The 14,991-nt window shown below is 69.4% G+C and carries 12 protein-coding genes and 1 pseudogene; 12 read left to right on the forward strand and 1 reads right to left on the reverse strand.

All coding sequences use genetic code 11. The features are described 5' to 3' along the window. From ACFWI9_RS06715 to ACFWI9_RS06725, 3 genes and pseudogenes are all read left to right on the forward strand, one after another. Window positions 1-520: pseudogene (locus ACFWI9_RS06715) on the forward strand (hypothetical protein); the annotation flags it as partial. A 151-nt stretch (window positions 521-671) separates the two neighbouring features. Next, on the forward strand, window positions 672-2,309 hold the full coding sequence (locus ACFWI9_RS06720; protein WP_387159430.1) for an alpha/beta hydrolase: 1,638 nt from the start codon (window positions 672-674) through the stop codon (window positions 2,307-2,309). 38 nt (window positions 2,310-2,347) lie between these two features. Beyond that, window positions 2,348-2,758 carry a RidA family protein gene (locus ACFWI9_RS06725; protein ID WP_387159431.1) on the forward strand — a complete coding sequence of 137 codons (411 nt, stop codon included), beginning with the start codon at window positions 2,348-2,350 and terminating at the stop codon, window positions 2,756-2,758. An 11-nt stretch (window positions 2,759-2,769) separates the two neighbouring features. Here ACFWI9_RS06725 and ACFWI9_RS06730 read toward each other — a convergent pair whose 3' ends face one another. Then, window positions 2,770-3,366, reverse strand: coding sequence for a HEAT repeat domain-containing protein (locus tag ACFWI9_RS06730; RefSeq protein ID WP_387159432.1), 597 nt, complete (start codon window positions 3,364-3,366; stop codon window positions 2,770-2,772). A gap of 443 nt (window positions 3,367-3,809) precedes the next feature. Between ACFWI9_RS06730 and ACFWI9_RS06735 the strand changes: the two genes are divergently transcribed. From ACFWI9_RS06735 to pssA, 9 genes are all read left to right on the forward strand, one after another. Then, window positions 3,810-5,609 (forward strand): 3-hydroxyacyl-CoA dehydrogenase family protein, encoded by a 1,800-nt coding sequence (locus ACFWI9_RS06735; RefSeq protein WP_387159433.1) that lies wholly within the window; start codon window positions 3,810-3,812, stop codon window positions 5,607-5,609. Window positions 5,610-5,694: 85 nt separating this feature from the next. Continuing rightward, complete coding sequence (locus ACFWI9_RS06740) at window positions 5,695-6,600, forward strand: TetR family transcriptional regulator (protein ID WP_387159454.1); 906 nt, start codon at window positions 5,695-5,697, stop codon at window positions 6,598-6,600. Window positions 6,601-7,060: 460 nt separating this feature from the next. Next, a complete protein-coding gene (gene ccrA, locus ACFWI9_RS06745; RefSeq protein ID WP_387159434.1) occupies window positions 7,061-8,398 on the forward strand; it encodes a crotonyl-CoA carboxylase/reductase in 1,338 nt (445 codons plus the stop codon). A gap of 20 nt (window positions 8,399-8,418) precedes the next feature. After that, on the forward strand, window positions 8,419-10,452 hold the full coding sequence (locus ACFWI9_RS06750; RefSeq protein ID WP_387159435.1) for a protein meaA: 2,034 nt from the start codon (window positions 8,419-8,421) through the stop codon (window positions 10,450-10,452). Continuing rightward, entirely contained in the window at window positions 10,449-11,423 is a 975-nt protein-coding gene (locus tag ACFWI9_RS06755) for an HpcH/HpaI aldolase/citrate lyase family protein (RefSeq protein WP_387159436.1), read from the forward strand. Before ACFWI9_RS06750 ends, ACFWI9_RS06755 begins: the two co-directional genes overlap by 4 nt. A gap of 5 nt (window positions 11,424-11,428) precedes the next feature. Beyond that, on the forward strand, window positions 11,429-11,953 hold the full coding sequence (locus ACFWI9_RS06760) for a MaoC family dehydratase (protein WP_387159437.1): 525 nt from the start codon (window positions 11,429-11,431) through the stop codon (window positions 11,951-11,953). A gap of 2 nt (window positions 11,954-11,955) precedes the next feature. Next, a complete protein-coding gene (locus tag ACFWI9_RS06765; RefSeq protein ID WP_387159438.1) occupies window positions 11,956-13,161 on the forward strand; it encodes an acyl-CoA dehydrogenase family protein in 1,206 nt (401 codons plus the stop codon). 181 nt (window positions 13,162-13,342) lie between these two features. Beyond that, window positions 13,343-13,999: a phosphatidylserine decarboxylase gene (locus tag ACFWI9_RS06770; protein ID WP_387159439.1), complete on the forward strand. Its 657-nt coding sequence runs from the start codon at window positions 13,343-13,345 to the stop codon at window positions 13,997-13,999. Further along, the gene (pssA, locus tag ACFWI9_RS06775; RefSeq protein ID WP_387159440.1) at window positions 13,986-14,876 is read left to right on the forward strand and encodes a CDP-diacylglycerol--serine O-phosphatidyltransferase; all 891 of its coding nucleotides are present in this window, start codon (window positions 13,986-13,988) and stop codon (window positions 14,874-14,876) included. The genes ACFWI9_RS06770 and pssA overlap by 14 nt, the downstream gene beginning before the upstream one ends. Window positions 14,877-14,991: the final 115 nt, after the last annotated feature.

Genomic DNA, 14,991 nt, shown 5'->3' on the forward strand with positions numbered 1-14,991 from the left:
TGTCTCATCCGGGGGGGCGGGGGGTCCAACCACCCCCCCCCCCCACCCCCCCCCACGGGGCGCGGGGCCCCCCGGCGGGGGGGGGTGTGGGGGGGGGGCCCCCCCGTGGGGCCCCCCCGGGATCGGCTGCGGGGTGCTGATGGCGCCGGTCATCCCCTTCCTGAGCGACCATCCGGACCATCTGCGGACCACCGTGCGGGCCATCGCGGCAGCTGGTGCGACCTCCGTGACACCGCTGGTGCTGCACCTCCGGCCGGGCGCGCGCGAGTGGTTCATGGCCTGGCTGAGCAGGGAGCATCCGTATCTGGTGCGGCGTTACGAGCGGCTGTACGCGGAGGGGGCGTACGCGCCCACGTGGTACCAGCGGCGGATCACCCGCCACGTGCACGAACTGGCCACCGAGTTCGGCATCGGACCGGCCCAGCGTGGCACCGCGCGGCGGATTCCGGCGCGGGACGAGGCCGCCCTGGCGGCAGGGGCACCGGCTGAGCCCGGCGGCACCCAGCTCAGCCTGCTCTGAATCCCGCGCCTCTCCCGCCGACGAGACCCTTCCGTGCGTCAAACGGGTCAAGTCGGTGCGGGACACGTCCGATGCCGCCGCGATGCGGGAACCCTCCGGCAGGGGGCGGGTGCTCACGGCGAGCCTCCTGCCCGCCACCAGGAGAGACCCCATGGACAGACGCACCGCACACATCTCAGCGCTGCTCGCCGCCGGAGCGGTGGTGAGCTCACTGGCCCTGGCCCTGCCGTCAGCGGCCACGGGCGCCGGCCCGCAGCCCCAGCCGCAGTCCCGGCAGACGACGGCGCTGAGCTGGCGAAGCTGCGCCACGAAGGCGTATCCGCGGCTCGAATGCTCCCAGGTGCGGGTGCCGCTCGACCATGCGCGACCGGACGGCCGGAAGATCACGATCGCGCTTTCGCGAGTGCGCCACACGGACACCGCCTACCAGGGTCCGCTGCTGGTCAACCCGGGAGGCCCGGGAGCGAGCGGGCTCAACCTGGCGGGGCTCGTGGCGGCCTCGCTGCCGGCGAGGGTCGCCGCCCAGTACGACGTCATCGGCTTCGATCCCCGTGGCGTGGGTGCCTCCACACCTTCGCTCACCTGCAAGCCGGGCCACTTCACCCCGGTGCGCCCCGACCCGGTGCCGCGTACCGCCGAAGAGGAGTCGGCGCAGCTCGCCAGGGCCGAGGCATTCGCCGGGGAGTGCGCGCGGAAGTACCCGGATCTGCTCCCCCATATGAGCACCGTGAACGCGGCGAAGGACATGGACCTCGTCCGGGCCGCCCTGGGCGCCCGGCAGATCAGCTACTTCGGCTACTCGTACGGCACCTATCTGGGCGCCGTCTACGCCAGGCAGTTCCCGAACCGGGTACGGCGCGCGGTACTCGACTCCGTGGTGAACCCGGAGGGCATCTGGTACGAGGACAACCTGGGCCAGGACCCCGCTTTCGACTCCCGCCACAAAGCGTTCGCCGCCTGGGTGGCCAGGCATGACGCCACCTACCGGCTGGGCACTGACCCGGCCGGGATCGAGGCGGCGTGGTACGCGATGCGTGAGGCGCTGCGTGAGGCGCCCGCGGGCGGGAAGGTCGGTCCGGCCGAGCTGGAGGACACCTTCCTGCCGGGCGGCTACTACAACGGGTACTGGCCGCAGCTCGCCAAGGCCTTCGCCGCATTCGTGCTCCGGGGCCAGACCCAGCCGCTGCTCGACGCCTACAAGGTGCTGGGCGCGGTGGACAGCAAGGGCGACAACAGCTACTCCGTCTACACGGCGGTGGAGTGCCATGACGCGCCATGGCCCCGGTCCTGGCCCACCTGGCGCGTCGACAACACGGCTGTCCACGCCAAGGCGCCGTTCTTCACCTGGAGCAACGCCTGGTACAACGCCCCCTGTGCGTACTGGTCCGTCCCGTCGCTCGCACCGGTGGACGTGGCGAACACGGCGCTGCCCGCGGTGCTGCTGTTCCAGGCGACGGACGACGCGGCCACGCCGTACGAGGGGGCTGTGGCCATGCACCGCAAGCTGCGCGGGTCGCGGCTGATCGTCGAGCGCGGCGGTGGCAATCACGGGATCACCCTGAGCGGGAACGCCTGCCTCGACAAGCACCTGACGGACTACCTGGCCACCGGGCTCGTGCCACCGGACGCGCCGGGCGATACACCTGACGCCTACTGCGCGGCGAAGCCCGAACCGGAGCCTCGGCCGTCGGCCGCGGAGTCCGCCACAGCGGACTCCGCGGGCACGGACGGGGCAGGCCGTGCGCTGCACGGTCTGCTCGCTCTGGGAATCCCGGGCCCGGGTACCTGACGCGCGGCCTGTCGGGGGGCGTGCGCCAGGATGGGGTGATGGAGAGCCGACTGACGCATGTTCCAGCCCCTGAAGGGGTGTTCCCCGCCACCGCCTACACGCACGTGGTCGCCGGGACGGGCCGTTTCGTGGCCGTGTCCGGCCAGATCGCCCTGGACGACAAGGGGGAGCTGGTCGGCGAGGGGGACCCGGCCGCCCAGGCCCGGCAGGTCTTCGGGAATCTGCGCCGCTGCCTCGCCGCGGTCGGCGCCGGATTCGAGGACGTGGTCAAGCTGACGTACTTCCTGACCGACATGGCGTACCTCCCCGCGGTACGCGAGGCCCGGGATTTGCATCTCGACCCCGACCGGCTCCCGGCGAGCTCAGCCGTACAGGTCGCCTCGCTGGTCGATCCCCGGTTGCTGATGGAGATCGAGGCCTTCGCGATCGTCCCGGACTGCGCCCGGTAGCCGCGCACGGTTCAGCGAAGCCGCCCGAGCGCCGCGGCCGCGGCGGCGGAAAGGCGCGGGTGCGCACAGGCGGACTCCAGGACCGGGCGCGCACGCTTGTCCGCGAGCGCGCCCAGGCCCTCGACGCAGGCGAGCGCCACCCGCCAGTGCGGGTCGCCGGGGGCCAGTCTCCGGTTCAGCACGGTGATCAGCGCCGGAACGGACTCGGGCGCCCGCAGCGCGGCGAGCAGGCGTACGGGTACGAGGGCGTAGGCGACGCGCAGTTCGTTGGTCGCGAGCGCGGCGGCGGCCGGGGCGGTGCGCGGGTCGCCCAGCCGGGACAGGGCGTGAGCGGAGCAGACACAGCGCTCCGGATCGCGGTGGTTGAGCAGCAGGATGAGCGACTCGAAGGCGCGTCGGTCTCCTGCGCAGCCGAGCCGGTAGGCCGCGATCTCGCGTGCCCATAAGGGGCGTTGGGGCTCGGTGAGCACGGCGGCCAGCTCGTCGGGGTCGTCGGTGGCGCCAGGGGTGGTCAGCCGATGATGCAGTTCCTCGTCGGCCGGCCCCGACAGCTCGTGCCGGGTGCGCAGCGCCAGGTCTGCGAGGTCGGCGTCCTCAGCGGGGTCCATTCCGGCAGCGTAGGCCCGCCGGCCCGGCCGCGGGGCGGGAACGCACTCGATCCGCCGTCTCACCCGCACTCACACTCACACTCCTAGCGACAGCCACAGCCACAGCCGCGCCCCGCACCCGGTAGCGGCGCAGATCACAACCGTTTGCTCCGTTCGGGGACTGGCGCGCTCGTTACCCGCCAGTTAAGCTCAGGTGAGCGGGTACCCCCCGTTCCACTCCCGGTGGCCTGGTGACGCAGCCACCGTGAGGTATCCCGTGCCGGACGGCACGGGGAGTTGTCGGTTCGGCAGTACGGCGTGGCCCCGGGACAGGGTCCGTCTCCCTCCACCGCGTCCGCCGCGGTGACACCACGACACGCATCGCCGCGCGTCCACGCACGCCTCTCGCGTTCGTACCCCACGCGCGCTCTCCCTCAGTCGTCACTCATTTCTGGAGTCCCGTGATGGACACCCCTCTCTCTTCTCCCGCTTCCCTTTCGACCATCGCCGTCGTCGGGCTCGGCACCATGGGCACCGGCATCGCCGAGATCCTGGCCCGCTCCGGCCGCGAGGTCATCGGCATCGACATCAGCGACACGGCCGCCCGCCACGCGGTCGCCACGCTCGAGGCCGCCACGGCCCGCGCGGTGGAGCGTGAGCGGATCACCGAGGAAGAGCGCCGGAACGTCCTCGCGCGCTTCCGTACCTTCTCCGACCTCCAGGCGGCTGCCGACGCGGACCTCGTGATCGAGGTCGTCAACGAGGACTACGAGACCAAGCGGCAGGTGTTCCGCGAGCTGGACGGGATCGTCCGCCCGGAGACCATCCTCGCCACCGGCACCAACGCGCTGTCCGTCACCCGGCTCGCCGCCGACTCGGCCCACCCCGAGCGGGTCCTCGGCCTGCACTTCTTCAACCCGGCACCGGCGATGAAGCTGGTCGAGGTGGTCTCCTCGGTGCTGACCGCCCCGAAGGCCGTCGAGGCGGTCACCGCGCTCGCCCGCGACCTGGGCAAGGAGCCCGTCGCCGTCGGCGACCGGCCCGGCTTCGTCGCCGACGGGCTGCTGTTCGGCTACCTCAACCAGGCCGCCGCCATGTACGAGGCGAAGTACGCCTCCCGCGAGGACATCGACGCCGCGATGAAGCTGGGCTGCGGACTGCCGATGGGCCCGCTGGCACTGCTCGACCTGATCGGCATCGACACGGCCCGTACCGTCCTGGACGCGATGTACGCCGAGTCCCACGACCGGCTGCACGCACCGGCTCCCATCCTCAAGCAGCTCAGCGAGGCGGGCCTGACGGGCCGCAAGTCGGGCCGCGGCTTCTACAGCTACGAGGCCCCGGACAGCGCCACGGTGGTGCGGGACGCGCTCACCCCGCTGGAGACCGCGCAGGACGGTGCCGGGCGCCCGGTGAGCTCGGTCGGCGTGGCCGGCTCCGGCACCATGGCCAGCGGTATCGCCGAGGTCTTCGCCAAGGCGGGCTACGACGTCGTGCTGGCCGCGCGCAGCCTGGAGAAGGCCGAGACCGCCAAGGCCCGTATCGCCAAGTCGCTTTCGCGCTCCGTCGACAAGGGCCGGATGACGGCCGAGGTGCGGGACGAGACGCTGGCCCGGATCACCCCTGCGGGTTCGCTGGACGCGTTCGCCGATGTCGATCTGGCGCTGGAGGCGGTCGCCGAGGACCTGGAGATCAAGCAGCAGCTGTTCGCCACACTGGACAAGATCTGCAAGCCGGGCGCGGTGCTGGCCACCACCACCTCCTCGCTGCCGGTCGTGGCCTGTGCGCGCGCCACCTCGCGCCCGCAGGACGTCATCGGTATGCACTTCTTCAACCCGGCACCGGCGATGAAGCTGGTCGAGATCGTCCGCACCGTGCTGACCGCCGACGATGTTCACGCCACCGTGCGCGAGGTCACCGCGAAGATCAGGAAGCACCCGGTGGACTGCGGTGACCGTGCGGGGTTCATCGTCAACGCGCTGCTGTTCCCGTACCTCAACAACGCGATCAAGATGGTGCAGGAGCACTACGCGACCCTGGACGACATCGACACCGCGATGAAGCTCGGCGGCGGCTACCCGATGGGTCCCTTCGAACTGCTCGATGTGGTCGGCCTCGATGTCTCGCTCGCCATCGAGAAGGTGCTGCACCGCGAGTTCCGCGACCCGGGTCTGGCGCCCGCTCCGCTGCTGGAGCACCTGGTGGCCGCGGGCTGCCTGGGCCGCAAGACGGGTCGCGGCTTCCGCGAATATGCCCGGCGCTGATTCCGGTCGGGCCCAGGGGACGGGCTGGGGCGGGCTGCTCGACGGCACGGGCGGCTCGTCCCCGCAGGAGCGGGCGCCTGAGCCGATGCAGTACGTTCAGATCATGTCCCAGCCCGCTGACGCCCCCCGACGGCCTTCCAGGTCCGCCGCCTCCGCACCCGACGCCCCGGAAAGCGCCGCCGGCGGCCGCGCCGCCGCCCAGCGCCTCAAGATGCGACGGGAACTGGCCGCGGCGGCCATGGAATTGTTCGCGACGAAGGGGTACGAGGCGACGACGGTCGACGAGATCGCCGCGACTGCCGGGGTCGCGCGGCGGACCTTCTTCCGGCATTTCCGCTCCAAGGAAGAGGCGATCTTCCCGGACCATGACGACACCTTGGTGCGCGCCGAGGCGGTGCTCAACGCCGCACCGCCGCATGAGCATCCGCTGGACACCGTGTGCCGCGGCATCAAGGAAGTCATGAAGATGTACGCGTCGTCGCCGGCGGTCTCCGTGGAGCGCTACCGCCTCACGCGGGAGGTGCCCACGCTGCGGGAGCGTGAGATCGCCTCGGTGGCCCGCTACGAGCGCCTGTTCACCCGGTATCTGCTCGGGCACTTCGACGAGCGGGACCATCACACGGGCAATGATGATCCGCTGCTGGCCGAGGTGGCCGCCTCCGCCGTCGTCACGGCGCACAACCATGTGCTGCGCCGCTGGCTGCGTGCGGGCGGTCAGGGCGATGTGGAGGCGCAGCTGGACCACGCCTTCGACATCGTCCGCGAGACCTTCGGTTCGGGCATCGGAGCGGGTCGTACGAGCCCCGGCAGCAGCACCGCCACGAGCCCCGCCACCGGCACCGGCACCGGCACCGGCACCGAGCGTTCGTCCGCGGCAGCGGCCCAGGTGCGGACGGCGGCGGGTGGCGAGGTGCTGGTGGCACTCGCGCGTACGGACGCCCCGCTGCCCGAGGTGATGCGCACGATCGAACAGGCGCTCAAGAAGCGCTGAGCTTCGAAAAGGCCGGAAACACCGGGATACATCGGGGTTTACCCCACGAGTTTTTACGAATGCACACGGTGACGGCCACCCACTTGGGCGGCCGTTTTCGCTGTTCAGGACCCCCGTTCGATCGATCATCGCTCATATGTAGACCACAGATTGCATCCGAGTGAAATTCTTGGCACCCAGTGTCTTGCGGCCTGGCACGGGGTGCCATACGTTGATGTTGTCCGGGCGGCCGGCGTGCAGACAACTGTCGTACGTCGGCTGTCCCCGCAAGCCACCCGGCTCGCGCGCCCGGACGCCTGCGTCACAGGCACCTCACGCGCCCACCAGGCGCCGCCAGCACCACCCCCGCCGAACCGACGGCACACCTCCACAGCAGCTAGTCCCGACGTTCCCACCTCAGCGTTCGCCTGAGCGTTCCACCCCCGGACTCCCGCCGGGGGGACCCCCTGGAGGCATCACCGTGAAGGAAATCCTGGACGCGATCCAGTCGCCGGACACCACGTCCGCCGACTTCGCCGCACTCCCGCTCCCCGAGTCGTACCGAGCGGTGACCGTGCACAAGGACGAGACCGAGATGTTCGCGGGCCTCACCACCCGCGAGAAGGACCCGCGCAAGTCCCTGCACCTGGACGAGGTCCCGCTCCCCGAGCTCGGCCCCGGCGAGGCTCTCGTCGCAGTGATGGCCAGCTCCGTGAACTACAACTCGGTGTGGACCTCGATCTTCGAGCCGCTGTCGACCTTCGGCTTCCTGGAGCGCTACGGGCGCCTCTCCGAGCTCACCAAGCGCCACGACCTGCCGTACCACATCATCGGCTCCGACCTCGCGGGCGTCGTGCTGCGCACCGGCCCCGGCGTCAACGCCTGGAACGCCGGTGACGAGGTCGTCGCGCACTGCCTCTCCGTCGAGCTGGAGTCCTCGGACGGCCACAACGACACGATGCTCGACCCCGAGCAGCGCATCTGGGGCTTCGAGACCAACTTCGGCGGCCTCGCGGAGATCGCCCTGGTGAAGTCCAACCAGCTGATGCCCAAGCCCAAGCACCTCAGCTGGGAGGAGGCGGCGGCCCCGGGCCTGGTGAACTCCACCGCCTACCGCCAGCTCGTCTCGCGGAACGGCGCGGGCATGAAGCAGGGCGACAACGTGCTGATCTGGGGCGCCAGCGGCGGCCTCGGCTCGTACGCCACCCAGTTCGCACTGGCCGGCGGCGCCAACCCGATCTGTGTCGTCTCCAGCGAGCAGAAGGCTGACATCTGCCGTTCGATGGGCGCCGAGGCGATCATCGACCGCAGCGCCGAGGGCTACAAGTTCTGGAAGGACGAGCGCACCCAGGACCCGAAGGAGTGGAAGCGCTTCGGCAAGCGCATCCGTGAGTTCACCGGCGGCGAGGACATCGACATCGTCTTCGAACACCCGGGCCGCGAGACCTTCGGCGCCTCCGTGTACGTCACCCGCAAGGGCGGCACCATCACCACCTGCGCCTCGACCTCGGGCTACATGCACGAGTACGACAACCGCTACCTGTGGATGTCGCTGAAGCGGATCATCGGCTCGCACTTCGCGAACTACCGCGAGGCGTGGGAGGCCAACCGCCTGATCGCCAAGGGCAAGATCCACCCGACCCTCTCCAAGGTCTACTCCCTGGAGGAGACCGGCCAGGCCGCCCACGACGTGCACCGCAACGTGCACCAGGGCAAGGTCGGCGTGCTGTGCCTGGCCCCCGAGGAGGGCCTGGGCGTTCGCGACGAGGAGATGCGCGCCAAGCACCTCGACGCCATCAACCGCTTCCGGAACATCTGAGCGAGCCAGAGGTCCATCAGATGACAGAGCGTCAGATCGCCAACGGGCGGCAGCCGAAGGACCGGCCGTGGCTCATGCGGACGTACGCCGGCCACTCCACGGCCGAGGCGTCCAACGAGCTGTACCGGCGCAACCTGGCCAAGGGCCAGACCGGTCTGTCGGTCGCGTTCGACCTGCCGACCCAGACCGGCTACGACCCCGACCACATCCTCGCCCGCGGCGAGGTCGGCCGGGTCGGGGTCCCGGTCTCGCACCTCGGAGACATGCGGCGGCTGTTCCAGGACATCCCCCTGGAGCAGATGAACACCTCGATGACCATCAACGCCACCGCCATGTGGCTGCTGGCGCTCTACCAGGTGGTCGCCGAGGAGCAGGGTGCGGACATCACCAAGCTCCAGGGGACGACGCAGAACGACATCGTCAAGGAGTACCTGTCGCGCGGTACGCATGTCTTCCCGCCCGGGCCCTCGCTGCGCCTGACCACCGACATGATCACCTACACGGTGGCGAACATCCCCAAGTGGAACCCGATCAACATCTGCAGCTACCACCTCCAGGAGGCGGGAGCCACACCCGTCCAGGAGATCGCGTACGCGATGTCCACCGCGATAGCCGTGCTGGACGCGGTGCGCGACTCCGGACAGGTGCCGCAGGAGAAGTTCGGTGACGTCGTCGCCCGTATCTCCTTCTTCGTGAACGCGGGCGTCCGCTTCATCGAGGAGATGTGCAAGATGCGCGCCTTCGGCCGCATCTGGGAGAAGGTCACCAGCGAGCGCTACGGGATCGAGAACCCCAAGCAGCGCCGCTTCCGCTACGGCGTCCAGGTCAACTCGCTCGGGCTGACCGAGGCGCAGCCGGAGAACAACGTCCAGCGCATCGTGCTGGAGATGCTGGCCGTGACCCTCTCCAAGGACGCCCGCGCCCGCGCCGTACAGCTTCCGGCGTGGAACGAGGCCCTGGGCCTGCCCAGGCCCTGGGACCAGCAGTGGTCGCTGCGTATCCAGCAGGTGCTGGCGCACGAGAGCGATCTGCTGGAGTACGAGGACATCTTCGCGGGCTCGCATGTCATCGAGGCCAAGGTGGACGCCCTGGTCGCCGAGTCGCTCGCGGAGATCGACCGGATCCAGGAGATGGGCGGCGCGATGGCCGCCGTCGAGTCCGGCTACCTCAAGTCGCAGCTGGTGTCCTCGCACGCCGAGCGGCGGGCCAGGATCGAGGGCGGCGAGGAGAAGATCGTCGGGGTCAACATCTTCGAGACCACCGAGCCCAACCCGCTGACCTCGGACCTCGACACCGCGATCATGACGGTCGACCCGGCGAACGAGGCGCGGGTCGTCGCCAAGCTCCACGAATGGCGCGACGACCGCGACGAGAACCGCGCCCAGGAGGCCCTGGCGGCTCTGAAGGCCGCGGCGGCCGGCGACACCAACCTGATGGCGGCCACGGTCGAGTGCGCCCGCGCCGGCGTCACCACCGGCGAGTGGGCCTGGGCGCTGCGGGATGTCTTCGGCGAGTTCCGCGCCCCAACGGGCGTGTCGTCCGCGCCGGTCGCGGTTACCGCCGAGGAGGGCACACCGCTGGCCATCGTCCGCGAGAAGGTGTCCCGCACCGCCGACGAGATGGGCGCCGGACGGCTGCGGCTGCTGGTCGGCAAGCCGGGCCTGGACGGCCACTCCAACGGTGCCGAGCAGATCGCCGTGCGCGCCCGTGACGCGGGCTTCGAGGTGGTCTACCAGGGCATCCGGCTGACTCCCGAGCAGATCGTCAACGCCGCGCTCGCGGAGGACGTGCACTGCGTGGGACTGTCGATCCTGTCCGGCTCGCACGCCGAGCTGGTGCCCGACGTACTGCGGCGCCTGCGCGAGGCCGGCGCGTCCGACATCCCGGTGATCGTGGGCGGCATCATCCCGAACAGCGACGCCGAGGATCTGAAGCGTGCGGGTGTGGCCGCCGTCTTCACACCGAAGGACTTCGGTATCACGGAGATCATCGGACGTATCGTCGACGAGATCCGGAAAGCGAACAAGCTCGACCCCCTGGAGGTCCCCGCATGAGCACGCCAGTGCACCCGGTCAACCGTCTCCGCCCCCGGCGCTCCTGCCTGGCCGTGCCCGGCTCCAACCCGCGCTTCCTGGAAAAGGCCCAGGGCCTGCCCGCCGACCAGGTCTTCCTCGACCTGGAGGACGCGTGCGCGCCGCTGGCCAAGCCCGAGGCCCGGCACACCATCGTGAAGTTCCTGAACGAGGGTGACTGGACCGGCAAGACGCGTGTCGTGCGGGTGAACGACTGGACCACCCACTGGACGTACCGCGATGTCGTGACGGTCGTCGAGGGCGCGGGCCAGAACCTCGACTGCATCATGCTGCCGAAGGTCCAGAGCGCCGAGCAGGTCGTCGCCCTGGACCTGCTGCTGACGCAGATCGAGAAGACGATGGGCTTCGAGGTCGGCAAGATCGGCATCGAGGCCCAGATCGAGAACGCCCAGGGCCTCAACAACGTCAACGCGATCGCCCAGGCCTCGCCGCGTGTGGAGACCATCATCTTCGGCCCGGCCGACTTCATGGCGTCCATCAACATGAAGTCCCTGGTCGTCGGTGAGCAGCCGCCCGGCTACCCGGCGGACGCGTACCACTACATCCTGATGAAGATCCTGATGGCCGCCCGCGCCAACAACCTCCAGGCGATCGACGGCCCCTACCTCCAGATCCGCAACATCGACGGCTACCGCGCGGTCGCCCAGCGCGCCGCCGCGCTCGGCTTCGACGGCAAGTGGGTGCTGCACCCGGGCCAGGTCGAGGCGTCCAACGAGATCTTCTCGCCCTCCCAGGAGGACTACGACCACGCCGAGCTGATTCTGGACGCGTACGACTACTACACGTCCGAGGCGGGCGGCAAGAAGGGCTCGGCGATGCTCGGCGACGAGATGATCGACGAGGCCAGCCGCAAGATGGCCCTGGTCATCTCCGGCAAGGGCCGTGCCGCCGGCATGCAGCGCACCACCAAGTTCGAGATCCCGGAGGGCTGAGCGGCATGCAGTTCGGACGCACATACGAGGAGTTCGAGGTCGGTGCGATCTACAAGCACTGGCCGGGGAAGACGGTCACGGAGTACGACGACCATCTCTTCTGTCTGCTCACCATGAACCACCACCCCCTCCACATGGACACGAACTATGCGGAGAAGACGACCGACTTCGGCAAGAACGTCGTCGTGGGCAACTACATCTACTCGCTGCTGCTCGGCATGTCCGTGCCGGACATCTCCGGCAAGGCGATCGCCAACCTGGAGATCGAGTCGCTGAAGCACGTGGCGCCGACCTTCCACGGCGACACGATCTACGGCGAGACCACCGTGCTGGACAAGTGGCCGTCGAAGTCCAAGGACGACCGCGGCATCGTGTACGTCGAGACCAAGGGCTACAAGCAGGACGGCACCCTCGTGTGCGTGTTCCGCCGCAAGGTGATGGTCCCCACCGAGACGTACATCAAGGAGCGCGGCGGCGAGCAGCCCGGCCGCCCCGAGCTGATCGAGCCCACGAAGAAGGCGGAGAAGTAGCCATGGCCCGACTCGCCCAGACCGCCGGTCTGACCGATGTCCAGCAGGAGATCCTGAGCACGGTCAGGGACTTTGTCGACAAGGAGATCATTCCGGTCGCGACCGAGCTGGAGCACCGGGACGAGTACCCGCAGCAGATCGTCGACGGGCTCAAGGAGCTCGGACTCTTCGGTCTGATGATCCCGGAGGAGTACGGGGGTCTGGGCGAGTCCCTGCTCACGTACGCGCTGTGCGTCGAGGAGATCGCCCGCGGCTGGATGTCCGTCTCGGGCATCATCAACACCCACTTCATCGTGGCGTACATGCTCAAGCAGCACGGCACACAGGAGCAGAAGGACCACTTCCTGCCCCGGATGGCGGCCGGCGAGGTGCGCGGTGCGTTCTCGATGTCCGAGCCGGGTCTCGGCTCGGACGTGTCGGCGATCACGTCGAAGGCGGTGAAGGACGGCGACGAGTACGTCCTGAACGGCCAGAAGATGTGGCTGACGAACGGCGGCACGTCGACGCTGGTGGCCGTTCTGGTCCGGAGTGACGAAGGACACCCTGAGGGCACCGCCCCGCACAAGTCGATGACGACCTTCCTGGTCGAGAAGGAGCCCGGCTTCGGCGAGGTCCGCCCCGGCCTCACGATCCCCGGGAAGATCGACAAGATGGGCTACAAGGGTGTCGACACCACCGAGCTCATCATGGACGGCCTGCGCATTCCGGCCAATCGGGTACTCGGCGGCACCACCGGCCGCGGTTTTTACCAAATGATGGACGGCGTCGAGGTCGGCCGGGTCAACGTGGCCGCCCGTGGCTGCGGTGTCGCTCAGCGCGCCTTCGAGCTCGGCGTCTCCTACGCCCAGCAGCGCAACACCTTCGGCAAGCCGATCGCCCAGCACCAGGCCATCCAGTTCAAGCTGGCCGAGATGGCTACCAAGGTCGAAGCGGCCCATGCCATGATGGTCAACGCAGCACGCAAAAAGGACTCCGGGGAGCGAAACGACCTGGAGGCAGGGATGGCGAAGTACCTCGCCTCCGAGTACTGCAAGGAAGTCGTCGAGGACGCCTTCCGCATCCACGGCGGCTACGGCTTCTCCAAGGAGTACGAGATCGAGCGCCTCTACCGTGAGGCTCCGATGCTGCTGATCGGCGAGGGTACCGCCGAGATCCAGAAAATGATCATTGGTCGTCGGCTCCTCGAGGAGTACCGACTCCAGGGCTGAATGTCGCTTCTGAGTCGGTTCGGCCGCGAAGAAGATCACACCGAGTCATATTCTTCCGGCCGCCGACTCAGGTCGCGGCTTGCCCAGTCGCGGTGCGCAACCGATACCATCTTCGGAAAGCCGCCGACAGCTGCCGTCCCATGTTCTGCCAGCGCGGCATCATCCGCTACGAAGGTCATCCATGCCCCACAGCCAAACCTCTGCACCTCGCGACAGCCGCTTCGGCGTACGCATTGCGCGCGGAGCATCGCCGTGGCTTCTGCCGACCGTCGCGACCGCGGCCCTGAGCCTGGTGCGTGCGCGCCGGTCGAAGCGTGCCGCGGCCATCGCCGTGCCCACCACCGCGCTCGCGGCGGGCATGCTGTGGTTCTTCCGCGACCCCGAGCGCGAGATCGCCCAGGGCCGGGTCATCTCCCCCGCCGACGGTGTGGTGCAGAGCATCATGCCGTGGAAGGACGGGCGGACCCGCGTCGCCATCTTCATGAGCCCGCTGAATGTCCATGTCAACCGCGCCCCGCTCGCCGGAACGGTCACGTCCGTCGAGCATGTGCCCGGTGGATTCGTTCCCGCCTTCAACAAAGAGAGCGAGAACAACGAGCGGGTCGTCTGGCACTTCGACACCGAGCTCGGTGACATCGAGATGATCCAGATCGCCGGCGCGGTGGCGCGCCGTATCGTCCCGTACCTCCCCCAGGGAACCAAGGTCGAGCAGGGTGACCGTATCGGCCTGATCCGCTTCGGCTCCCGTGTCGACATCTACCTCCCGGAGGGTGTCGAGGTCGGGGTCGAGGTCGGCCAGGTCACTACCGCGGGGGTGACTCGCATTGACCGTGATTGATCCCGACACACAGGCGGGCTGGGTTCCGGAGGCTGACGCCTTCGAGACCGGGTCCGGCTCTGCCTCCGGGGCCGCTGACGAAGCGGAGGAGATGCCGCTCTCGCTGCGGCTCTCGATAGCGGACACGCTCACGCTCGGTAACGCGACCTGCGGATTCATGGCGGTGTACTTCACCACCACCGGAATCCTCATCCCGCATCTCGTCGGCGGCGGTGAGAGCGGCATGGCGCGGCACTCCGCCGCGACGGCCGTGATCCTTATGCTGTGCGCCGCGGTCTTCGACCTCTTCGACGGGATCGTGGCACGCAAGCTGCGCAGCTCCCCGATGGGCGCCGAGCTGGACAACCTGTCCGACCTGATCAGCTTCGGGCTGGCGCCGGCGTACTTCGTGCTGGTCTACGGCATGGTCGCAGACGACGCCCACCAGAAGGTCTCGGCACTGGCCGCGATCGTGGTGCTGCTGGCGGTGGTGCTTCGGCTGGCGCGCTTCTCGTGCGTCACGTTGAAGGACGGCATGTTCCAGGGCATGCCGAGCCCCTTCGGCGCGCTGACCGTGGTCTCGATCGTGCTGCTTGAGCTGCCCTTCATCCCGACCCTGCTGGCGATCATCGGCACCGCGTGGCTGATGGTGAGCCGGGTCGAGTACCCGAAGCCGCGGGGCACGCTGGCGGTCGCGATGCTCAGCTGGATCGTGGGAGCCATGGGGCTGCTGGCGGCGTGGGCGTTCGACGCCCCGGGCGGTCAGCTGCTGCTCCAGACCGGCTGTGCGCTGCAGATCGTGCTGGCGGCGACGATCCCGCTGTTCGCGACGGCGCGGCGGGTGAACACCTTCCGCGACAACCGCCGCGAGGCGCGGGCCTCGGCGCATCTGCCGTAGCCCTCGTCACGAGCCGGACCGGGAAGGCCCCCGGGGGGGCGGGAGACGACCCCGGGGCGGGCGCCTGCCCCCCGCGGGGGGCCGCCGGCCGGAGGGGCGGGGGGGAGGGCGGCCC

The sequence above is a fragment of the Streptomyces sp. NPDC127084 genome (assembly GCF_042724175.1).
Lineage (GTDB): Bacteria > Actinomycetota > Actinomycetes > Streptomycetales > Streptomycetaceae > Streptomyces.

Coding starts and splice junctions, on each gene's coding strand:
- ACFWI9_RS06730 (WP_387159432.1), bottom strand. CDS start 3,366: ATGGACCCCGCTGAGGACGCCGACCTCGCAGACCTGGCGCTGCGCACC.
- ACFWI9_RS06765 (WP_387159438.1), top strand. CDS start 11,956: ATGGCCCGACTCGCCCAGACCGCCGGTCTGACCGATGTCCAGCAGGAG.
- ACFWI9_RS06720 (WP_387159430.1), top strand. CDS start 672: ATGGACAGACGCACCGCACACATCTCAGCGCTGCTCGCCGCCGGAGCG.
- ACFWI9_RS06760 (WP_387159437.1), top strand. CDS start 11,429: ATGCAGTTCGGACGCACATACGAGGAGTTCGAGGTCGGTGCGATCTAC.
- ACFWI9_RS06740 (WP_387159454.1), top strand. CDS start 5,695: ATGCAGTACGTTCAGATCATGTCCCAGCCCGCTGACGCCCCCCGACGG.
- ACFWI9_RS06770 (WP_387159439.1), top strand. CDS start 13,343: ATGCCCCACAGCCAAACCTCTGCACCTCGCGACAGCCGCTTCGGCGTA.
- ACFWI9_RS06725 (WP_387159431.1), top strand. CDS start 2,348: ATGGAGAGCCGACTGACGCATGTTCCAGCCCCTGAAGGGGTGTTCCCC.
- ACFWI9_RS06755 (WP_387159436.1), top strand. CDS start 10,449: ATGAGCACGCCAGTGCACCCGGTCAACCGTCTCCGCCCCCGGCGCTCC.
- ACFWI9_RS06750 (WP_387159435.1), top strand. CDS start 8,419: ATGACAGAGCGTCAGATCGCCAACGGGCGGCAGCCGAAGGACCGGCCG.
- ACFWI9_RS06735 (WP_387159433.1), top strand. CDS start 3,810: ATGGACACCCCTCTCTCTTCTCCCGCTTCCCTTTCGACCATCGCCGTC.